This is a genomic window from Clostridium sp. K13 (assembly GCF_019734195.1).
Taxonomy (GTDB): Bacteria; Bacillota; Clostridia; order Clostridiales; family Clostridiaceae; genus Clostridium.
The window spans coordinates 115,972-139,667 of sequence record NZ_JAASHM010000003.1; the positions used below are offsets into that span (position 1 = coordinate 115,972).

The following is a 23,696-nucleotide window of genomic DNA, read 5'->3' on the forward strand; positions in this document are numbered from 1 at the left end:
CTCTTTTCTTTCTAATGTTCTTTTGTATAAATAATATAGATTAAACAAAAAATAATTATACAAGCACTAGAAAGGATAGATAATAATGCTGAATACCGATAAACCGATTATAGTAATAAGTAAATGTTTAGGGTTTGAAAGTTGTAAATATAACGGAAGTATAGAAGAAAATGAATTTATAGATAAACTAAAAAAATATGTGGAGGTTATTCCAATTTGTCCAGAAGTAGAATGTGGACTAAGTATTCCAAGAAATCCTGTTAGAATAGTTGAAATAGATAATAAAAAGGAGCTAATTCAGCCTAAAGAAAATAAATATATAACAAATGATATGATAAATTTCTCTGAAAAATTTCTAAATAAATTAGAGTCTGTAGATGGTTTTATATTAAAATGTAAATCTCCATCCTGTGGAGTTAAAGATGCAAAGGTTTATACTACAGTTGAAAAAGGGAGAGCTATAAGAAGAGAAAAGGGAATTTTTGCAGAAGCTGTTATGGAACATTTCCCATATCTTCCTATTGAAGATGATGGTAGATTAACAAACTTTAAAATACGTGAACATTTTTTAGCTAGAATTTTTATATTATGTGATTTTAGAATAGCAAAAAGCAACCTTAATTTTGAAAGTTTAAGAAAATTTCATTTAAAAAATACTTTGTTATTTTTATCATATAGTCAAAAATATTCTAGAGCCCTTGATGATCTTATTTATAAAGATAATATTGAAAATTTAGAAACATTATTTAAAGAATATGAATTTTATCTTCATAGGTTATTAGAAAAAGCTCCTCGATATACATCTAATATTAATGTTCTACTAAAATCTTTAGATCAGTTTAACGATAAAATAACTTCAGATGAAATGAAATTTATTTGGAGTACTATAGACAAATATAAAAATGGATATGTACCATTTTCTGTTCCTTTATATTTAGTTAAAAGCTATATTATTAGATTTGACCTTAATCATTTAGTTGATCAAACATTTTTCATGCCATATCCTGAAGATTTAGTATTAGTTAATGATTCTGGAAAGTTAATTCATTAATATAAATTATTTATTTATGAATATAAAATTTAGTTAATTAAATACTAAATATATAGTTAAGAGGAGGATTTTTAAATGAATAATACTAATTTCGATACCTTGAAGGAAGCATTAAACAAAGAACTAAATACTAATGGAAATATGGGTATGTTAAATAATCCAATTAATACAATTACTGAAAGTGTAGATTATTTTTTATCTAATAGTATTATAAATTCTAACAACGAAGAAAATTTATTAAAAGAACTTTGGAATGTGGCAAATTCTCATGATAAGCATGTATTAGCAAAACTAGTTGTTAAAATTACTCAAAATGATTCTTTATACTAATTTTACTAGTAAGATTAAATTTTAAATTTAATCTTACTTTTTTTATTATCATTAACTATAAATAAATTTATATATCAAATCATATAATTATTCTGTGAATTAATTTAATATAAGGAGAAGTATTTTGAGAGCAAGAAGTGCATTAAGAAATTTTATACTGTGGGCAAGCCTAGCCTTTATGGTTAATATCTTAATTTATTTTATTTTTGGAGCAGATTATGGCCTTGAATTTTTAGGTGGATACATAATTGAATTAAGTTTGAGTGTTGATAACTTATTTTTATTTTTAATTATATTTACATCTTTTAATATACCTATGGAATATCAAAAAAGAGTACTTACATATGGTATCATAGGTGCTGTAATATTAAGATTTATATTTATTTTTCTAGGAGTTGCAATAATAAGTAAATTCAGTTGGATTTTATATATTTTTGGTTTTTTCTTATTCTGTAGTGGATTAAAAATATTGTTTAATAAAGAGGAAGCGGTTGATTTTTCAAAAAGTAAAATTCTAAATATAATGAAGCGTTTAATTCCAGTTACAAACGAACTACATCATGAAAAATTCTTTGTTAAAATTAATGGAATTCTACATGCAACTCCATTATTATTAATTTTAGTATTAATTGAAAGTTCAGATATAATTTTTGCTTTGGATTCTATTCCTGCTATATTTTCTATAACTACCAATCCCTATATTGTATATACATCAAATATTTTTGCTATATTAGGACTAAGAAGTCTTTATTTTCTTCTAGCAAAATTAAATAGCATGTTTAGTTGTATAAAATATGGAGTAGCTTTTATTTTAATTTTTACTGGTATAAAGCTTTTTATTGCATTTTGGGGTATTAATATCTCAACAGTAGTATCATTGTTAATTATTGCAATTATTTTATTGAGTAGTATTTTATTTTCTCTAATAAAAAGTAATTAATTTGTGTATTTAGAATACTATATATAAGTATTATAGCTTTCTAAAATTTATTAACTATATAATATAAGGCATTATGATATTGTCTAAAACGCTATAAGGAGGTAATATCTTTTGAGTGATGCTCTTGATTTACTTATTTATCTTGATGAAGCTCTAACTAAGAACTTAAATTCTTTAGTTATAGATGGATATATTGAAAAAAGAACCTCTAGATTTATAGAAGATAGAACCTTAAATGCCAAAACAGGAAATGAAGGAACTAACCAAAAATATGGTGAAGATAGATGTGTAAGAGATGAACGTGATGGTTATAAGGCTAAAAACTTTACAGAAGCTGATACTGTAACAACAATAAATAGAGATAATCAATCTATAGAAGGTAGGAGATTTGTAAGACGTGAAGAAGAATTAACTCGTATATATACAACTTTTGAAATCCATAAACAATTACTTCAAGGACTAGGTGAATCAAACTTAATCAAAGAATTTGATGGTAGTAGTTATTTAGGCTCTAATGTAAATTCTGGTGACTATGTAAAACTTAGTGGGCAAATTTCTAACGAATCTATGGTTTCTTATATAGATAGTTTATCAAATTTATTATCATGTATTGGAATAGATAATTTAAACTCATATTGTCAATCTATAAAAAGTACTAATAGTTCATTTATAAATTATGATATGATGTATAAACAAGTTAGTTACTTGCAATCACTTTTAACAAATAATAATAGTCAAGATATGATTGTAAAATGTGGCGATATGGATGTTGTATTAACTGTAAACAATAGTAATTTTATCAGTACCTATGCAAATATTTATGATAGTGCAGATTGTCCTTGTACAATAATAGGGAAAGTCATTAGAAAATGTGATTCAAATCAACACATTCATTTATTAAGAAAATCCGGACAACCTAATTTTTATGAAAACTTTCTTAATTGTTGTTCTCCCCTTATGGAAAAACTGTCAAGTTCAGGTATTTATTTACCTGAACAACCTCGATTTAAAATTCCAGGAGAGGCATTGCTTTTAATTCCAATAAGTATGTTAATTTAAATTTATTCTAAAATAATAACTATAAATAATATACTAAAGTATATTACTTATAAAAGGATGATAATAATGATTAAACCAAAACCATTACAACAAGGTGATAGCGTTGCTATAATAGCACCAGCAAGTCCTGTTGATAAAACTTTAATAGATAAATGTGTTGGTTCGTTAAAAGATCTAGGATTAGAAGTTGTAGTTGGAACTAGTTGTCTATCAGAACATGGGTTTTTATCTGGTACTGATGATATAAGAGCTAATGATATAAATCGTATGTTCGCAGATAAGAATATAAAAGGAATATTTGCAATTAGAGGGGGATACGGATGCGCTAGATTATTAGATCTTATAGATTTTAAGATAATAAAAAAAAATCCAAAGATTTTTGTAGGATATAGTGATATTACAGCACTTCATATTGCTATTAATCAAAAAAGCAAACTTATAACATATCATGGTCCAATGGTTTCAACAGAACTAATAAAAGGATTAGATGAGTATAGTGCTGATTATTATAAAAGGTTTCTTTTTTCAAAGGAAAAAATAAATGAAATATTTAATCCTGTTGGGTGTAATCTTGAAATTATTAATGATGGTATAGCTAGCGGACAACTTATAGGTGGAAATTTATCATTAGTTTGTTCTTCATTAGGAACTAAATATGAAATAAATACAAAAAATAAAATACTATTTTTAGAAGAGGTAGACGAAACTCCCTACAAAGTTGATAGAATGCTACTTCAACTAAAACAATCTGGTAAATTTAAAGATGCAACCGGTATTATTTTAGGCGCATTCACCGATTGCATTGCATCCTCTAACAAAAAAAGCTTATCATTAGAAGAAGTTTTTAATGAAATTATTTTACCATTAAAAAAGCCAACTATAAGCAAATTAGTTTGCGGACATTGTCTTCCAACTTTAACACTTCCTTTAGGTTCAAAGGTTATTCTAGATGCTAATGAAAAGAGAATTAAAATAATTGAATAAAACTGCGAACTACAGTGAGACCGAAAAATGGAATATTACTTTTCCAGGAAGCGGTGAAATTTTCACTTTGAATTTATATAATTGATTCCGTAAAATTTCCTAAAGATTTTAAACTAGCTAGCGCGTCAAACAGTAAAATCTTCTTAACGCAAATTTTACTACATCAATTATTAAATTCTACAGCTTAATTTCAATGCTTCACTCCAAATTAATATTTCATTTTTTCTCTTCACTGTTTTTCTTAGTTCCCCGACTTATAGTTAATGACACCTGCTACAAATTTGTATTACAAGTCGTTAACTTTAGGGGAATTCTGCTTAAATTGCAGACTTAAGCTTTAAAGCCAGTGATAGAGAAAATTTAATGATATCACCAGAAGAAATTATATTACTTAATGGAGGTTATATTATTAATTTTCGGCATCACGGCATTTAAGCTTTGGTTCGCAATTTAGTTATTATGTTTACTTATAGACTTTGTAAGTCATCCTGTTTTTTAAAACTCTTTTCAAGAAGTTTCTTTTAATATGTAATCAACAATTTTCATATATAAATTTAAAGCCTCTGTGCTTGATAGGTTCTCTAAATAATGAGTACAATTTTGTAAGGTATATAACTCAAAGTTATTTTCATATTTTAATGCAGTTTCATATAATTCCACAGAAGTTTCATAGGGTACTATATCATCCTTTAAGCTATGAATTATAAGTGTATCTGGCAAATCACTTCTTATGTATTCAATAGGACTAAATTCATTTGATATCCTTTCTATATCATTATCAGTAAACTTTTTAACAACCTCTTCTGGACCAGCAGATAAATTTACTTTACTTAATCTAGCGGGACCAAATAGATCAATTATATATTTCACTTTAGAAGAATAATTTTTTAGTGTTTTATCACCAATAAATTCCTCGTCATCTGAAAAAGCTGCCATCATAGAAAGTTGAGCCCCAGCTGAAGGACCTATCATTCCTATATTATTTACATCAAAATTATACTTATCTTTATTTTTATAAATCCATCTTATTGTATCCTTAACATCTGATATTTGCTCCTCTAAAATTACTTCATCATCCATTAGCTCATATGACGTACTTATTACTGCATATCCTTCATCCATTAGCAACTCAATAATAGACTCAATAGCAGAAGGAATTACCTTATCTCCATACATCCATCCATTTCCGAATACATATATAATTACTGGAGTAGGTTTACCTGAATCTTTACTTGTATATATATCTAACTTTAACTCCTTATTGCCTCTTTTTTTATATACTATATCTTTATATGTTATATCTTTAATTGGATCATTATAAAAATCACTTGATACAGTAGGTAAACTACTACTTAATTTTATAATTTCAAAGAAAAATTTTAATTTTTTTGCTTGAGTAAGTGAAATAATTAATATTAACACAATAGTACATATAATAATTCCTAACTTTTTTCTTTTCTTCATAGTTACCTCCTAAAATAAAGCAATAAATTATTATTTTATATAATAAAACTTATATTTTTAAATTATTGACACATTAAAAGTATAATAACCATAAATATAAATAATAATTTGAAATATTTATTAGCTTTTTTTACCGAATAATGTTACAATATTTAAGAAAAATATACATATTTAGAGGAGTTGTTTTCTATGCAAAAATATAAAGAAGAATTTATTGAATTTATGGTAAGAAGTAATGTTTTAAGATTTGGAGAATTTGTTACAAAAAGCGGACGTCAAACACCATTTTTTATTAATACAGGAAACTATACTACAGGAGAACAACTTGAAAAATTAGGTGAGTTTTATGCTAAAACTATAAATGAGCGTATTGGATCTGATGTAGACGTATTATTCGGACCAGCTTACAAAGGAATTCCATTAACTGTTACTACAGCTATATCTATGAATAAGCTATATGGAGCAAATGTTGAATATTGTTCAAATAGAAAAGAAGTTAAGGATCATGGTGAAGGTGGAATTTTACTTGGTGCTAAACTTGATAGTACAAAGAAAGTGGTTATAGTTGAAGATGTTATGACTGCAGGAACTTCAATTTACGAAACAGCACCAATTTTAAAAGCTCAAGGAGATGTTGAAATTGCTGGATTAGTAATATCTGTAGATAGAATGGAAAAGGGTAGAGGAGAGCAATCTGCACAAGCCGAAATAAAAGAAGCATTTGGAATTACAACTTATCCTATAGTTACAATGGCTGAAGTTGTTGAATATTTATATAATAGGGAAATTGATGGAACTATTTATATTGATGATAAAATAAAAGCTGCTATAGCTGATTATTATACAAAATATGGTGTTTAATAAAATAATATTAAAAGTCGGCAATTTAACTTGCCGACTTTTAATATTATTTTAATACATAACTCTAATAGAATACTTTTCTCTTTCAAATGAATTAATTACTTTTTCAATATGTTCATGACCATTAGTTTCTACTGTAACCTCTAATAGTACATTATGAATTCTATTTATTGCCTTAAACTGATTATGTTCAAGTTTCACTACATTAGCAGTTTCTTTTGCTAAAATTTCTGATATTTTTAACAACTCACCAGGTACATTTTTAAGTTCAATTGAGAAACAAAATAGTCTACCTTTTGAAACAAGTCCATTATTTATTAATGTTGAAATTGTAAGCATATCAATATTTCCACCACTTAATATGCAACATACCTTTTTATTTTTCACCCTTAACTTCTTTAATGCAGCTAAAGTTACAACTCCTGATGCTTCAGCCACTAATTTATGTTTTTCAACAAGTAAAAGGAATGCATTTACAATATCATTTTCTGAAACTGTTATAATATCATCCACGTATTCTCTAACAATTTCAAAAGTTTTACTACCAGGTGTTTTAACTGAAATACCATCAGCAATTGTATTAACACTATCTAATGTACAAATTTTATCCTTCTTTATACTTAAAGCCATTGAAGGTGCACCTTCAGCTTGAACTCCTATTATTTTTATATTTGGATTTAGAGATTTAGCGGCAACACTTATACCTGAAATTAATCCTCCGCCACCAATAGGAACAAGTATATAATCCAAATCATTAATTTCTTCAAAAATTTCTAATGCAATTGTTCCTTGTCCACAAATTACATCAATATCGTTAAAAGGATGTATAAAAACCTTTCCTTCCTCTTCTTCTATAGTTTTTGCTTTAAGAAAAGCATCATCATAACACTTTCCATGAAGTATTATATTTCCCCCATAATTTTTAGTTGACTCAACCTTTAGATATGGAGTAGTTTCAGGCATTACAATACTTGACTCTACGCCCATTAAAGAAGATGCATATGCAACTCCTTGAGCGTGATTCCCAGCAGATGAGCAAATAACCCCTTTAGCTTTTTCCTCTTCAGACAAAGAAATAATTTTATTCAAAGCACCTCTAAGCTTATAAGCACCAGTTAATTGTAGATTTTCACACTTCATATATACTTCATTATTACTACTTTTGCTAAATACGTTACTATATAATAATGGTGTTTTAGTAACAACATCTTTTATATTTTCCCTTGCTTCCTTTATTTTTTCTAGATACATAATTATAGCCTCCCTTTTTAATGTGTAACTTTAAGCAAATTTTCTAATATATATATTTTATCACATAAATATACAGTTATCGATTTTAATTTTATATTTGCTTTCTAAAATTTAAAATATTAAATACAAATAATTTATATTAATATAATAAACCTATAAATATTTAGTTGTATTAATGAAATATAAACTATATAATTACTTTGAATATTAAGAGACGGAGTGAATAAAATGGAAGAAAGATTACAAAAGTATATGGCTAGATGTGGTGTGGCTTCTAGAAGAAAGTGTGAAGAAATAATTTTAGAAGGAAAAATTAAAGTAAATGGCAATATAGTAAAAGAAGTTGGAACTAAAATTGATCCTGAAAAGGATATTGTAAAATACAATGATAACATTATAAAAGTAGAAGAAAAAAAGATTTATATAATGCTTAATAAGCCTGAAGGTTACATAACTTCTGCTAAGGATGAAAAAGGAAGAAAAACTGTCTTAGATATAGTTAATGTTGAAGAAAGAATATATCCAATAGGTAGATTGGATTACGATAGTTCAGGATTATTATTATTAACAAACGATGGTAGTATTTATAATAATATAATTCACCCAAGAGTAGCAATTAAGAAAAACTATATTGCTGTGTGTAGAGGCAAGTTCACTGAAAATGATATTAAACATTTTAAAAAGGGGATAGATATTGGTGGTTATGTTACTGCCGAAGCAGATATTGAAGTAATATCTGAAGAAAAAAGATTTAATAGAAGAACTAATAAGGATGAAATTTTATCAACTGTTGAAATTTCTATTCATGAAGGTAAGAACAGACAAATTAGAAGAATGTGCTCTTCTTTAAATCATGAAGTTATAAGTCTTAAAAGAGTTTCAATAGGTAATATAAAATTAGGCTATCTAAAAAAAGGAGAATGGAGAAACCTAACTGATAGCGAATTAAACTATATTAGAAGTTTATAGTGAGGTAAAGCATGTTTAAATATGTTTCAGATGTTAGTATATTATCACATAATATTATAAAAGAATATGTTAAAGATAAAAATATTGCAGTAGATGCAACCCTAGGAAATGGATATGATTGTGACTTTTTATCTTCTTGTTTTAAAAAAGTATATGCTTTTGAAATTCAAAAAGAAGCTTGTGAAAAATACATAGATAAAAATAATAACGTAATAATAATAAATGAATCACATCATAAAATAGACGAATTTGTTAAAGAAGAAATTAATTGCATATGTTATAACCTGGGATATCTACCAGGCGGGAATAAAGAAGTAACAACACTAGCAGAAACTAGTCTTAAAAGTATACAACTTTCTTTAGATTTATTATGCCAAAACGGAATAATGGCTATAGCTATTTATAGAGGTCATAATGAAGGTAAAGAAGAGGAAAGTTGCATTCTTCAGTATTTAAGAGGTTTACCTAAAAATAAGTTCGGTGTTATGTTACATGAATGTATAAATAGATCTAATACCTCTCCTCTATTAGTAATAGTCGAGAAAAAATAACAACTGTTTGAATTACTATTTATAAATCTTGCATTTTTTATTATGCTAACATTGATTAAATTTATAAATAATGCTAAAATAATTGAAGTTAATTAAATTAGGAGAATACAATAATGGAACGAAGTATCAATGATGAATCAAAGGATTTAATGAAATTAATTCAAATGAGATTTCCTAGGTTAAGTAAGGGCCAAAAATTAATTGCTGAATACATATTAAAAAACTATGATAAAGCAGCATTTATGACCGCTGCTAAACTTGGTGTTTCAGTTGGAGTATCAGAATCAACTGTAGTAAGATTTGCAATAGAATTAGGTTTTTCAGGATATCCTAAACTTCAAAAATCTCTTCAAGAGTTAATAAAAAATAAACTAACAACAGTTCAAAGATTAGAATTATCTAGTGATTATATTACTGAAGGTCATGCTTTAAAAGGTGTTTTAAAGGCAGATATGGAAAATATAAGATCTACTATGGAAAAAATTGACTACAACACTTTTGAAGATGTTGTAAATAATATTTTTGCTGCTAAAAGAATATATATCATAGGTCTTAGAAGTTCAATGGCATTAGCTGAATTTTTAGGCTTCTATTTAAATATTATTTTACAAAATGTAAAAACTGTAGGATATGGTATTTCTGATATATTTGAGCAAATGATAAATGTTGGTGAAGGAGATTTAGTAATTGGGATTGGTTTCCCACGTTATGCAAGTAGAACTATAGATGCTTTAGCTTTTGCTCAAGATAGAGGAGCAAGAGTGGTAGCTGTAACTGATAGCTTTTTATCACCACTTGCAACAAGAGCTGATTATGCACTAATTGCTCAAAGTAATATGGCTTCATTCGTTGACTCTTTAGTAGCACCTTTATCAGTAATAAATGCTTTAATAATAGCAGTTGGAATGAGAGAAAAAGAAAATATTTCTTCTACATTTAATAGTCTTGAAGAAATATGGCAAGAATACAATGTCTACTCCTATAATAATAGAAATGTTGGAGATGATTAGGATATTTTATTCAAAAAAGGAATTAACATTTGTTAATTCCTTTAGTTATTATAAATAAAGTTTTAGGAGGATTTTAAATGGCAAAAGTCATTGTAATAGGCGCTGGCCCTGCAGGAATAATGGCCGCAATTACCGCCTCTAAAAATCATGAAGTTATTCTTTTAGACGGAAATGATAGAGTTGGTAAAAAATTATTTATAACAGGAAAAGGAAGATGTAATGTCACAAATGCCAAGGATATAAGTGAGTTTTTCGATTATATTTATGGAAATCCTCATTTCTTATATAGTTCTCTTTATTCATTTACAAATGAAGATACTATAAATTTCTTTGAAAATCAAGGTATTAAGTTAAAAACAGAACGTGGCGGAAGAATATTCCCATCATCTGACAAATCTTCTGATATTATAAAAGGTCTTTCTAACGGATTAAAAGAGAATAGAGTTCAAGTAAAACTTAATTCAAAAGTTACTAATATAATATCTGAAAACAATAAAATATCTGGTGTTATAATAAATGATAGTGAAAAAATAATGGGTGATCATTTTATTATGGCTACTGGTGGAGCTTCTTATCCTTTAACAGGTTCTAGGGGAGAAGGGCAAAAATTTGCTGAAAAACTTGGACATTCAATAATAGATTTGAAGCCATCATTAGTTCCAATAGAATTAAATGAAAACTGGCTAAAAGAGTTAATGGGATTATCTCTTAAAAATATTTCATTAAGTATTTTAAAAAATAATAAAACTCTTTATAAAGAACAAGGAGAAATGTTATTTACAAGCTATGGAATGTCTGGACCATTGGTATTAAAAGGTTCTAGGTTTGTAAAAAACGACTCAAAATATGTAGCTTTACTTGATTTAAAGCCAGCTCTTGAAACTCATGAACTTGATAAAAGAATACAAAAGGATTTTTTAAAGTATCAAAATAAATCATTTAAAAACTCTTTAAATGATTTATTGCCTCAAAAGATAATTCCTTTAATAATTAGATTAAGTGGCATTCCAGAAGAAAAAAAAGTAAATGTAATAACTAAAGATGAGAGAAAAAACCTTGTTAATTTAATTAAAAATATTAAAATGGAGATTAAAGGATTAAGACCAATAGCTGAAGCAATAGTAACTGCTGGGGGCGTTAATACTTTAGAAATTGATTCATCTACTATGAAATCTAAGCTAATTGCAAATTTATCATTTGCTGGTGAAGTCATAGATGTAGATGCTTTTACTGGTGGTTACAACGTGCAAATAGCATTATCAACTGGATATATTGCAGGAAGCAATATATAATCTAAATTTAAAATTTAGTTAATATAACTTACTACTATTTAGTAAATATAAATAGTAAGTTTCTATAATATTGTTATAAATTAAATTTAATTATATAATTAATAAGAACATAAGATAGAGGTTTTATTTGAAAGGTGGAAAAATTATTATGAGAATATCTGTAGCGATAGATGGACCAGCAGGTGCGGGTAAAAGCACAATAGCTAAATTAGTAGGGAAAAAATTTGATTTAATGTATATTAATACTGGAGCAATGTATAGAGCTGTAGCTTTATTAGCCAAAAAAAATGATATTAGCACTACTAATATTGAAGCATTAATGACTATGATAGATAATATGGAAATGCATTTTGAAAATGATGATTTAATATTAGATGGTGTTAATATTCAAAATGAAATAACAATGCCAGAAATAAGTGAGATAGTTTCTAATTATGCTTCTATTCCAGAAGTAAGAAGTAAGCTTGTTAGTTTACAAAGAAAAATGTCTGAAAAATACAACGTAATTATGGATGGTAGAGACATTGGTACAGTAGTTTTAAAAAATTCTAAATTTAAATTTTTCTTAACAGCAACGCCAGAAGAAAGAGCTAGAAGAAGATATACAGAGCTTTTAAATAGAGGGTTAGATGTTAATTATGATAAACTTTTAGAAGATATAATAAAAAGAGATCATATTGATAGTACTCGTGCTGTTGATCCATTAAGAAAAGCTGATGACGCTATAGAAATAGATAGTTCAAACTATAATATTAACGAAGTAACTGAAATAATTTGTAATTTTATAGAAAATGCTTTACAATAGATTAAGAGATAGCTTTTAAAACTAAAGATATAGGAGAAAATTTATGAACGTATTCTTAGCGGAAAATGCTGGTTTTTGTTTTGGAGTTAAACGAGCAGTAGATGAAGCAATAAAAACTCAAAAACAATATAACAAAAAAATATATACATTAGGTCCATTAATACATAATGGTGATGTAGTAAAATATTTAGAAGATAATAATATATTTGCAATAGACATGAATAACTTAGATACTTTAAATAAAGGTGATGTTATACTAATAAGATCTCATGGAGTATCTAAAAAAACTTTTGATGATTTAAACGAAAAAGGTTTAATTATTATAAATGCAACATGTCCATTTGTAACTAATATCCAACAAAAGGTTAATAAGTTTTCTCATGAAGGATATAAAATTGTTATTCTTGGTGATGAAAAACATCCTGAAGTCGTTGGAATCAATGGTTGGTGTAATAATGATGCTATTATCACTAAAGATGGAAGCTTTAATGAAAATCTTCCTAATAAAATTTGTGTAGTTTCTCAAACTACAGAAAAAGAAGAAAACTGGGACAAAACAATAGATAATTTATCAAAAGAATCAATTGATGAATTAAAATCTTTTAATACAATTTGCGCTGCAACAGAAGAAAGACAAAAAAGCGTATATGATTTATCTAAAAATGTTGATTTTATGATTGTTGTAGGTGGTAAACATAGTTCTAATACAACTAAACTATATCAAATAGCTAAAGAAAACTGCCCTAATACAATTCATATTGAAAACGCTAGTGAATTACCTAAGGATTTATTAGAAAATAAAAACATAAAAAACATTGGTATAACAGCTGGAGCTTCAACTCCAGATTGGATTATAAAGGAAGTAGTCAAAATTATGGAGGGATTATAAAATGGAAGAACAATTATTATTAATGAATGAAATGGATAGAAGATTTAAGATTGGTGATGAAATTGAAGGAGAAATACTTTCAATAAAAGATGGCCAATTACAAATATCTTTAGTTGGATATAAATCTGATGGAATTATTCCTTTTAAAGAATTAACATCTGAAGATAGACTTAGTTCAGTATTAGAAAATTTAAAAGTTGGAGATACAATAAAAGCTAAAGTAATTAAATTAAAAAATGAAGATAATTATGTAGTATTATCTAGATTAGAATATGAAAAAGAAGAAACTTTAGCTAAATTAGAAGATTTCTTCAATACTAAAGCTGAATTTGATGTTGTTATTAAAGATGCTAAAGAAAAAGGCTTAGTAGCATACTATAATGGTGTAAGAATATTTGTTCCAGCATCTCAAATAGACACAAAATATGTTGAAAATAAAGAAAGTTTAGTAGGAACTACTTTAAATGTAAGATTAATCGATTTTTCTAGAGATAATCTTTCAAAAATAGTTGCATCAAGAAGAATAATATTAGAAGAAGCTAAAGAAGCTAAGGAAAAATTAGCTTGGGAATCATTAAATGAAGGCGATGTTGTAAAAGCTGAAATTAAAAGATTCACTAAATTTGGTGCTTTTGCAGAAATCAATGGTATTGATGGTTTAATTCACTTATCACAACTTTCATGGAAACATGTTAATTCTTGTGATGAAATATTAAAAATTGGTGAAATTGTTGATGTTAAAATCTTAAGCTTAGATAAAGAACAAAAGAAATTATCTTTAAGCATAAAAGCTTTAACTCCAGAACCATGGAGCGTTGTAGAAGAAAAATATGCTGTTAACTCAGCTGTTTTAGGTAAAGTAGTTAGAATTAACGATTTTGGTGCTTTTATAGAGTTAGAACCAGGAATTGATGGATTAGTTCATATTTCTAAAATAAGCCATGATCACATTAAACACCCATCTGAAGTATTAAAAATAGATGAAGAAGTTAAATGTATAATATTAAGTATTGATAAAGAAAACAAAAGAATTGCATTAAGTATTAAAGATGCTCAATAATATTTAGCAATAAACAAAAAGATTACACATATATATAAGTGTAATCTTTTTATATATTAAGGGTTATTATTTTTATAAAAGGGTTATGAGAAAATTAAAATTAGGGGTTATATATGGTATTGTTAGAAAGGTTGTCTAGTAATAATTTTGAGAATTTTAAAACTTTAAATTTAGAGAGATTCAGCAAGGAAAGCTATGATAAAAACTTTTTTGAATACTATGAAAATGAAAAATTCTTTTTAAAAATTTTTCTTAAAAAATTTGTTAAACTATTTATTTATAATAAAAAAGTTATAGGTTATATATGGTATGAAGTTCCTGTGGAAATTCCAGTACGTGTCTGGTCATTATATGTTAAACCAGAATATTTAAACTTATTATCATCTAATATTTTAAATAGCTTTAATAATAGCGTTCTCTCTTATGAAACTTGTGATGATGAAACTAATAATGAAATGCTTTCAAAATTAGGATTTAAAAAAGTTAAGCCTTCAATTTTGATGAGTATGAATTTAAAGAACTATACTAAAGCACAACAAACAGATAAGCTATTGTCTTCACTAAAAGATAATTCTTATTTATTAGAGAAAATAAACATATTATATAATTGTAATATTGATAACATCAAAATTTCTCTAGAAAAAGTGGTTTTAAATAAAGATGAAGAATTACGATGTAAATTACAAAACTCTATTTTTTCAGCATCTACTAGAATTCCATTAGAAATTGAAGATATAGAAAATGATATACAACAAGATTATTATATAGAAGATTTATCTATTTTTATTAAAATAAATAATGTAGCTATTGGATATGGTCAAATAATTTACAATAGGGCTATGTATACTGTTGTTAATTTTGGAATTATTAAAGAGTTTAGAAATTTTGGCTTTGGTAAAATTTTATTAAATTCTTTAATTGATAAAGCAAAGGATATGAATATTGATGAATTATTTATAAGAGTTGAAGAAACTAATTATAGTGCGTTAAAACTATATAATTGGATAGGCTTCACCCCTAAATCTATAATTAATAGATGGGAAAGATAATAAATTATTTATATATAAAATTTCATTATTTGTAAAATATTAACCAAAGGATAGTAAACCTATCCTTTTTTTATATTAATTTATAAAAATGAATATTAAAATCTAAAAGGTTTAATAATAAAATTGATAAATAAAATTCTTTTGGAGGAAAATAATAATGTTTGAACACAAAAAGCAATTATTACATGAAGTAAAAGTTGAAAAACCTAATCCACAATATGCAGTGTTAATGCAAGAACAATTAGGTGGTGGAAATGGAGAACTTAAAGCTGCTATGCAATATATTTCTCAAAGTTTCAGAATAAAAGACCCTGAAATTAAAGATTTATTTTTAGATATTGGGGCAGAAGAATTAAGTCACATGGAAATGGTTGCCCAAACTATTAATTTATTAAATGGTCATGATGTTAATAATACTGAGGTTTGTAATGGAGAAATTCAAACTCATGTACAATGTGGTTTATCTCCAGTACTTATAAACTCATCAGGTGCACCTTGGACTGCAGATTATGTAACCGTTACTGGTGATTTGGTAGCCGATTTATTATCTAATATAGCATCTGAACAAAGAGCAAAAGTTGTTTATGAATATCTTTATAGACAAATAGAAGATAAAGAGGTAAGAGCAACAATAGATTTTCTTCTTAATAGAGAAGAAGCTCATAATGCATTATTTAGAGAAGCTTTAAACAAAGTACAAAAGAGCGGTTCAAATAAAGATTTTGGAGTTACAGAGGACTCAAAATTATACTTTGATTTATCAAGTCCAGGACCTTCTCATGAAGCTCCAAATCCTACACCTCCTTCATTTGAAAATCCTAATAGGTAAATTAAATGATTAATTATTAAAATGCCTTATTATTCGTTTTTGAATAATAGGGTATTTTTTATTAATAATTTAAATAATGTAGATAGATAACTCTTAACACTTTATTTTTTACAAAATAATATGGTATAATACATTGAGAATTTTATATTATATGGATAACAATGGAGGAAATAGTTATGGCTAACGAATTAAATAGTAAATCATTAAAGTATTATATAGAAACTTGGGGCTGCCAAATGAATGAAGAGGATTCAGAAAAACTTTCAGGTATGCTTAAAAGACTTGGATATACAAGAACTGAAGAAAAAAATGAAGCTGGAATAATTTTATACAACACTTGTTGTGTTAGAGAAAATGCTGAAAATAAAGTATTTGGTAACTTAGGACAATTAAAAAAATTAAAAGAAAAAAATCCTGATTTAATAATTGGTATATGCGGTTGTATGATGCAACAAGAGGGAATGGCAGATAAAATATTAAAGCAATTCCCATATGTTAATATTATATTCGGAACTCATAATGCATACAAATTCCCTGAATATTTAAACAGAGTAAGAACAGAGGGTGTTCAAATAAAAGAAATATTCAATAAGGAAGAAGAAATAGTTGAAGGTCTACCTATAGATAGACAAAGTGATGTAAAAGCATTTGTTACTATAATGTATGGATGTAACAATTTCTGTACTTATTGTATAGTACCATTTGTAAGAGGTAGAGAAAGATCAAGAAAACCTGAAGATATAATAAATGAAATAAAAGAATTAGTTTCAACTGGGTATAAAGAAATAACTCTTTTAGGTCAAAATGTAAACTCTTATGGAAAAGGTCTTGAAAAAGAAGTTTCATTTGCAGAGCTTTTAAGAATGATTAATGAAATAGAAGGTTTAGAAAGAGTTAGATTTATGACATCTCATCCTAAGGATTTAAATGATGATGTTATTAAAGCTATTAAAGAATGTGGTAAACTATGTGAGCAAATTCACTTACCTGTACAAAGTGGCTCTGATAGAATATTAAAGAAAATGAATAGACATTATACAAGAGAATACTACATGTCTTTAGTAAATAAAATTAAGCAAGAAATTCCAGATGTTGCAATAACAACAGATATAATTGTTGGATTCCCTGGAGAAACTGAAGAAGATTTCTTAGATACTTTAAATCTAGTAAAAGAAGTTCAATACGATTCAGCCTTTACATTTATATATTCTAGAAGAAATAATACACCTGCTGATATGATGTTAAATCAAGTTTCTGAAGAGGATAAACATCATAGATTTAATAGATTAGTAGAAGCTGTTAATAATGGTGTTATAGCTAAGAATAAAGCTTATGATGGCAAAGTTGTTGAAGTATTAGTTGAAGGTACTAGCAAAAATGATGAAAGTAAGCTTTCAGGTAGAACTAGAAATGGTAGATTAGTTAACTTCTCTGGAGAAGGAGTAAATGTTGGTGACATAGTAAATGTTAAAGTTACTAAAGCTCAAAACTTCTCTCTAATTGGTGAAGCAATTAAATAATTTTTTAGGATAACTTCTATATAGGAGTTATCCTTTTTATATTAATATTTATAATATTCCTATATTAACTATAACAACATAGTTTATAATTTAACTTATCTATGAATGAAATGTATTAAAGTATATATAATAAAAATATAGAGCAAATCAAATTATAATAGATTTGGGGGTATTTAAAATGGAAGAATTAAAAACAATACGAAACTTAACTGATGAAGAAATAACGTTAGTAGAGTTAATTAATAAGATTAATGATTTATGTGGTTATGATATTACTGATTTTATATCTTATGAAGAATTATTAGAAAGCTCAAATATAAATTTTACTTTAGATAATGATATAACTATAAATGTTACATTTACTGTTGTGAGATTTGATGAAATTAATCCTGAAGAAAGTGATATCACAGTTAGCGAAGCTGATATTTTATAGTTTTAATACCTATTAAAAAAACTAATTATCTATTTTATATCTATCCTTTATAATAAACAGTTTTAAAAAGTATAGCTGTTTATTATAAAGGATTTTTTATAAAAGAATGTGCAAGTATAGAAGGTAAAAAATATAGAGAAAAGCACAAGGAGAAAGTATTAAAAGGAAATAAACAATGGTATGAAAAAACTAAATTAACAATAGATTTAAACTATTGTGATTTAAAACAGAGCCTAAATTTAAAATTAAACATAGAACCATTACTCATAGTTTATTATTTTTATTTATTAGTAGCATATTTTTTGCTATAATAGATTTAAATTTAGGCATTGGCTATTTTATAGCATATAGTTTTATTAGAATGGATATATAACAATTGTTTTTATATTATTATTAAGAATCAAGAACTAAGGCTATTTCTTGGTTCTTATATTTTTGAAATCGTCAAAAATTATATTCGTTTTATTTCCTATATTTTCATAGTATATTATTAAAAAAATGCTTTAAAGTGGCTAAAATGCTATATTGTTAGATAAAAAATACAAATGAGGTGATGTAAATGGCTTTAACTCCAATGATGAGACAATATATGGAGATAAAGGATAAATATCAAGATTGTATCCTTTTCTATAGATTAGGTGATTTTTATGAAATGTTCTTTGAAGATGCTAAAACTGCTTCAAAGGAGTTAGAATTAGTTTTAACAGGTAGAGAATGTGGCTTAGAAGAAAGAGCCCCTATGTGCGGAATTCCCTTTCACGCAGCTGCAAACTACATATCTAGATTAGTTTCTAAAGGATATAAAGTTGGAATATGTGAGCAAGTTGAAGATCCTGCTCAAGCAAAAGGAATAGTTAAAAGAGACGTAATAAAAGTTGTTACTCCTGGAACATTTGCTGAAGGGAATGGTGATGAAGAATATAAAAATACATATATAATGGCTATATATAACCAAGATGGATATTATGGAATTGCATCATCAGATATTTCAACTGGTGAATTCAAAACAACTTTCTTTAAGGACCTAAAAACAACACTTTTAGATGAAGTGTCTAAAATATTACCTAAGGAAGTAATTGTTGATACTAACTTTGATGAAGAGTTACTAAATGAAATTCATAATATAAGCAATGCTTTAATAACTAAGAAAAATGTTCTTAATTTCAATTGCACTGATGAAGAGCTTATAAATCAATTTAGTGAAGTAGAAGTTGCTGGGTTAGATTTAAGAAGTAAAGTAGCCTCTTCTATATTATTAAAATACATATTAGACACTCAAAAAATGAGCCTTTCTAATATAAATGTTCTTGAAACTTATGACATAGTTAATTATATGACTATAGATAGTAGTTCTAGAAGAAACTTAGAATTAACAGAAAACCTTAAAGAAAAATCTAAAAAGGGTAGTTTAATTTGGGTTTTAGATAAAACATCTACTACAATGGGTGGAAGAGCATTAAGAAAGTGGATAGAAGAACCATTAATAAATATTGATGAAATAGATAATAGATTAAATTCTGTAGATGAATTATTTAATAATATTTACTTTACAGAGGAATTACGTGAAGCTTTAAGAGATATTTATGACATTGAAAGAATAGTAGGTAAAATATCTAATAAAAATGTAAATGCTAAAGATTTAGTATCTTTAAATATATCATTAAAAAAATTACCCGAAATAAAAGAAAGATTATCTGTTTGTAAATCTAATTTATTAAGTAATTGGTATAAAAACTTAGATGTATTAGAAGATATAAGTACATTGCTTTCAAAGTCATTATTAGACGATCCTGCTACTTCTATTAAAGAAGGTAATATCATAAGAACTGGTTATTCTGACAAAGTAGATGAGCTAAGAGAGGCCAAATTAAACGGTAAACAATGGATTGCTTCTCTAGAAAGTAAAGAAAGAGAGTTTACTGGAATTAAATCTTTAAAAATAGGCTACAATAAGGTATTTGGATACTATATAGAAATATCTAAAGCAAATTATAATCTAATACCAGAAGGAAGATATATAAGAAAACAAACTTTAGCTAATGCAGAACGTTATATTACAGAAGAACTTAAAGTAGTAGAAGAAAAGATTCTTGGTGCTGATGAACACTTAATGGCTCTTGAATATGAACTATTCGTAGAATTAAGAGATAAGGTAGAAGCTCAAATTCCAAGATTAAAAAACAGTGCTAATATAATATCATCATTAGATGCTATTACTACTTTAGCTAAGGTTGCTGTTGATAATGATTATATTAGACCTAATATAAATAATGAAGGTGTAATAGAAATAGATGATGGTAGACACCCTGTAGTAGAAAAAGTAATAGGTAACGGTGAATTTGTATCTAATAATACTTGTATTAATAAACAAGATAATAGATTACTTTTAATAACAGGTCCTAATATGGCTGGTAAATCAACTTATATGAGACAGGTTGCTTTAATAACACTTATGGCTCAAATAGGTTCATTTGTACCCGCTAGAAAGGCTAATATCTCTGTTTGTGATAAAATATTTACAAGAATAGGTGCATCAGATGATTTAGCTGGTGGTAAATCAACATTTATGGTTGAAATGTGGGAAGTATCAAATATATTAAAAAATGCTACACCTAATAGTTTAGTTTTATTAGATGAAGTAGGAAGAGGTACTTCAACTTATGATGGATTAAGTATTGCTTGGTCTGTTATAGAATATATTTCTAAAAATAAGGATTTAAAATGCAAAACTTTATTTGCTACTCACTATCATGAATTAACTAAGTTAGAAGGAATTATTGAAGGTGTAAAAAACTATTCAGTTGCAGTTAAAGAAACTGATGAACAAGTTATATTCTTAAGAAAAATAGTTGAAGGTGGAGCAGATCAATCGTATGGTATTGAAGTTGCTAAACTTGCTGGATTACCGTTAGAAGTAATAGAGAGAGCAAAGCATATTTTAGCTAAATTAGAAAATGAAAAATCAATTGAAATAGATAAATTATTTAATAATTATAAAGAAAGTGAAAAAGTTATTGAAGCTGCAGTAACAGAACAAAGTAAAAGTAAAGTCGTTGAAATAAAAGAAGAACCAATAACTGAACCTGTTATTGAAGAAAAAGTTAAAGAAGAAGTTAAAGTAGTTAATGAGCCTATACAAGTTAAAGAAAGCAATGAAATTTTACAAATGGATTTCACTATGCTTGAAAAAGAATCTTTACTTAACGAAATTGCTGATATTGAAGTTATGACAATGACACCTTTAGATGCAATGAATAAACTATTTAAAATAGTCCAAGATGCAAAAAAACTAAAATAGGAGGTGCTCTATGAAAAGAATTAATCTATTAGATGAACATACATCTAATAAAATAGCTGCAGGGGAAGTTGTAGAGCGTCCTTCCTCTGTAGTTAAAGAGCTTGTAGAAAACTCTATAGATGCTGTCTCTAAAAATATAACTATTGAGATAGAAGAAGGTGGAATAGCTCTTATAAGAGTTATTGATGATGGATCTGGAGTACACAATTTAGATATAGAAAAAGCTTTTCTACCTCATGCTACCTCTAAAATTAGTACTGTTGAAGATATATATTCAATAAACACCCTAGGCTTTAGAGGGGAAGCTCTTCCATCTATAGCTTCTGTATCTAAATTAACATTTAGAAGTAAACCTTCAGATTGTGACTTTGGTAAGGAAATAATTTTAGAGGCAGGAGAAAAAATATCTTTAAGTGATATAGGTATGAATAACGGTTCTGTGATGGAAGTTAAAGATTTATTTTTTAATGTTCCAGCTAGAAGAAAATTTTTAAAATCTATTTCAAGAGAAGGTAGCTTAATTAATGATATTATTTTAAGAATAGCCTTATCAAATCCTAATATATCTTTTAAACTATTTAACAATGGTAAAAAGACACTTCATACATATGGAGATGGTAATTTAAATAATGTAATAAGAACTATTTATGGGAAAAATATATCTGAACATGTATTACCCTTTGAATATGAAGATGAAACTTTAAAGGTTCATGGATATATAGGTAAAGAAATCATAGCTAGAGGATCTAGAAACAACGAAAGCATATTTGTTAATAATAGATATATAAAAAATAAAACAATCGTAGCAGCCGTAGAAAATGCATTTAAATCATTCTCTACAGTAAATAAATTCCCTTTCTTTGTACTTTTTATAGATTTATCACCTGACTCTATAGATGTAAATATACATCCTACAAAAGCAGAGATAAAATTTAAAGATGAAAGGGTTATTTATAAGAGAGTATTTGATGCTGTTCATGGTGCCTTAAAAGAAGATATTTTTAATTCATTTGCAGTTGAAGATAAATTTGTAGTTGAAGATATAGTAGAAGAAATAAAATTAGATTTAGATACTCCTTCTCAAAGTAAAACTATAGATGAACCGATTATTTCTAACAAGATTGAACCATCTATAAATGATATATATAACAATGTTACTATACAGGATGTAGCTAAAGAAGAGGATTTATACAATAGATTAAAAGAATTAAATAAAAACAAATTTACTGCCTCTTCTAAGGATACTACAACTAAAGAAGATTTAAAATATAGTAATTTACAATCATTAAATAATACAAGTATAAATGAAAATACTAATAATACAGAGTCTTACTCAATAAATACTTTTACTTCAACTAAAGCTAATATACCTATTTCAGAAAATATTAGCAATTCAAACTCATCTACAAATATCATAAATTCAACCAATGAAATTGTAGAAGAAACTGAAATAAAAAAGGCTAAATTCCCTGACTTACGAGTTATTGGCCAATTTAGCAAAACCTATATATTAGCTGAATATTTAGATACACTTTATATAATAGATCAGCATGCTGCTCATGAAAAAATACTATATGAAAAGTATGTAAAAGATATTGAAACTAAAGAGATAATAGTACAACAATTACTTATTCCTTGTATAATTGATTTATCTTTAGATGACTATGAATGTTATAAAGAAAATATCGATGTATTTACTAATTCTGGTTTTGTTATAGAAGAATTCGGAGGTAATACAATAGCATTAAAAGAAGTTCCTTATTTTTTAGGAAAACTTGATGCTAAGAACTTCTTATTAAGTATAATTGATAACTTAAAAAACTTAGGTAGTGGTAAAACTGTAGAAGTTAAGTTAAATAAAATTGCTACAATGGCTTGTAAAGCTGCTGTAAAAGCAAATGATTATTTAACACAAATAGAAATGGAGAAACTTATCTCTGATTTAAGATATATAGATAATCCTTTTAACTGTCCACATGGAAGACCTATAATAATTAAATTTACTGAATATGAATTAGATAAAAAGTTTAGAAGAATAGTGTAGAAAGGTT

Annotated in this window: 19 protein-coding genes and 1 pseudogene; 18 read left to right on the top strand and 2 right to left on the bottom strand. The window is 26.5% G+C overall.

The window, feature by feature from the left end; genetic code table 11:
• The first annotated feature begins 85 nt into the window (after positions 1–85).
• From HCG76_RS03445 to HCG76_RS03465, 5 genes are all read left to right on the top strand, one after another.
• Positions 86–1,051, top strand: a complete 966-nt coding sequence (locus HCG76_RS03445) for a YbgA family protein (protein ID WP_221698624.1) — start codon at positions 86–88, stop codon at positions 1,049–1,051.
• A 75-nt stretch (positions 1,052–1,126) separates the two neighbouring features.
• The gene (locus tag HCG76_RS03450; RefSeq protein WP_221698623.1) at positions 1,127–1,381 is read left to right on the top strand and encodes a DUF3243 family protein; all 255 of its coding nucleotides are present in this window, start codon (positions 1,127–1,129) and stop codon (positions 1,379–1,381) included.
• A 124-nt stretch (positions 1,382–1,505) separates the two neighbouring features.
• Positions 1,506–2,321 (top strand): TerC/Alx family metal homeostasis membrane protein, encoded by an 816-nt coding sequence (locus tag HCG76_RS03455; RefSeq protein ID WP_221698622.1) that lies wholly within the window; start codon positions 1,506–1,508, stop codon positions 2,319–2,321.
• A gap of 111 nt (positions 2,322–2,432) precedes the next feature.
• Positions 2,433–3,380: a DUF6414 family protein gene (locus HCG76_RS03460; RefSeq protein WP_221698621.1), complete on the top strand. Its 948-nt coding sequence runs from the start codon at positions 2,433–2,435 to the stop codon at positions 3,378–3,380.
• A 66-nt stretch (positions 3,381–3,446) separates the two neighbouring features.
• Complete coding sequence (locus HCG76_RS03465) at positions 3,447–4,364, top strand: S66 peptidase family protein (protein ID WP_221698620.1); 918 nt, start codon at positions 3,447–3,449, stop codon at positions 4,362–4,364.
• A gap of 507 nt (positions 4,365–4,871) precedes the next feature.
• Here the strand turns inward: HCG76_RS03465 and HCG76_RS03470 are convergent.
• Positions 4,872–5,828, bottom strand: coding sequence for an alpha/beta hydrolase (locus tag HCG76_RS03470; protein ID WP_221698619.1), 957 nt, complete (start codon positions 5,826–5,828; stop codon positions 4,872–4,874).
• A 189-nt stretch (positions 5,829–6,017) separates the two neighbouring features.
• Between HCG76_RS03470 and pyrE the strand changes: the two genes are divergently transcribed.
• A complete protein-coding gene (gene pyrE / locus HCG76_RS03475; protein ID WP_195987906.1) occupies positions 6,018–6,689 on the top strand; it encodes an orotate phosphoribosyltransferase in 672 nt (223 codons plus the stop codon).
• Positions 6,690–6,740: 51 nt separating this feature from the next.
• Here the strand turns inward: pyrE and ilvA are convergent, their stop codons facing one another.
• Positions 6,741–7,940, bottom strand: a complete 1,200-nt coding sequence (ilvA, locus tag HCG76_RS03480) for a threonine ammonia-lyase (RefSeq protein ID WP_221698618.1) — start codon at positions 7,938–7,940, stop codon at positions 6,741–6,743.
• A 228-nt stretch (positions 7,941–8,168) separates the two neighbouring features.
• Here ilvA and HCG76_RS03485 point away from each other — a divergent pair, with 228 nt between their 5' ends.
• From HCG76_RS03485 to mutL, 12 genes and pseudogenes are all read left to right on the top strand, one after another.
• Positions 8,169–8,909 (top strand): pseudouridine synthase, encoded by a 741-nt coding sequence (locus HCG76_RS03485; RefSeq protein ID WP_221698617.1) that lies wholly within the window; start codon positions 8,169–8,171, stop codon positions 8,907–8,909.
• A gap of 11 nt (positions 8,910–8,920) precedes the next feature.
• The gene (locus tag HCG76_RS03490) at positions 8,921–9,460 is read left to right on the top strand and encodes a tRNA (mnm(5)s(2)U34)-methyltransferase (protein ID WP_221698616.1); all 540 of its coding nucleotides are present in this window, start codon (positions 8,921–8,923) and stop codon (positions 9,458–9,460) included.
• A 113-nt stretch (positions 9,461–9,573) separates the two neighbouring features.
• Positions 9,574–10,470: a MurR/RpiR family transcriptional regulator gene (locus HCG76_RS03495; RefSeq protein ID WP_195987911.1), complete on the top strand. Its 897-nt coding sequence runs from the start codon at positions 9,574–9,576 to the stop codon at positions 10,468–10,470.
• A gap of 77 nt (positions 10,471–10,547) precedes the next feature.
• Positions 10,548–11,762, top strand: coding sequence for an NAD(P)/FAD-dependent oxidoreductase (locus tag HCG76_RS03500; protein WP_221698615.1), 1,215 nt, complete (start codon positions 10,548–10,550; stop codon positions 11,760–11,762).
• Positions 11,763–11,910: 148 nt separating this feature from the next.
• Positions 11,911–12,567, top strand: a complete 657-nt coding sequence (gene cmk / locus HCG76_RS03505; RefSeq protein WP_260458003.1) for a (d)CMP kinase — start codon at positions 11,911–11,913, stop codon at positions 12,565–12,567.
• Positions 12,568–12,610: 43 nt separating this feature from the next.
• A pseudogene (locus HCG76_RS03510) lies at positions 12,611–14,516 on the top strand (bifunctional 4-hydroxy-3-methylbut-2-enyl diphosphate reductase/30S ribosomal protein S1).
• A gap of 113 nt (positions 14,517–14,629) precedes the next feature.
• Positions 14,630–15,565 carry a GNAT family N-acetyltransferase gene (locus HCG76_RS03515; protein ID WP_221698614.1) on the top strand — a complete coding sequence of 312 codons (936 nt, stop codon included), beginning with the start codon at positions 14,630–14,632 and terminating at the stop codon, positions 15,563–15,565.
• Between the two features lie 157 nt (positions 15,566–15,722).
• A complete protein-coding gene (locus HCG76_RS03520) occupies positions 15,723–16,394 on the top strand; it encodes a manganese catalase family protein (RefSeq protein ID WP_221698613.1) in 672 nt (223 codons plus the stop codon).
• A gap of 176 nt (positions 16,395–16,570) precedes the next feature.
• A complete protein-coding gene (gene miaB, locus HCG76_RS03525; RefSeq protein ID WP_221698612.1) occupies positions 16,571–17,914 on the top strand; it encodes a tRNA (N6-isopentenyl adenosine(37)-C2)-methylthiotransferase MiaB in 1,344 nt (447 codons plus the stop codon).
• 178 nt (positions 17,915–18,092) lie between these two features.
• A complete protein-coding gene (locus HCG76_RS03530; RefSeq protein WP_221698611.1) occupies positions 18,093–18,347 on the top strand; it encodes a hypothetical protein in 255 nt (84 codons plus the stop codon).
• A 559-nt stretch (positions 18,348–18,906) separates the two neighbouring features.
• On the top strand, positions 18,907–21,645 hold the full coding sequence (gene mutS / locus HCG76_RS03535) for a DNA mismatch repair protein MutS (RefSeq protein WP_221698610.1): 2,739 nt from the start codon (positions 18,907–18,909) through the stop codon (positions 21,643–21,645).
• Between the two features lie 10 nt (positions 21,646–21,655).
• Positions 21,656–23,689, top strand: a complete 2,034-nt coding sequence (mutL, locus tag HCG76_RS03540) for a DNA mismatch repair endonuclease MutL (protein ID WP_221698609.1) — start codon at positions 21,656–21,658, stop codon at positions 23,687–23,689.
• Positions 23,690–23,696 lie beyond the last annotated feature (7 nt).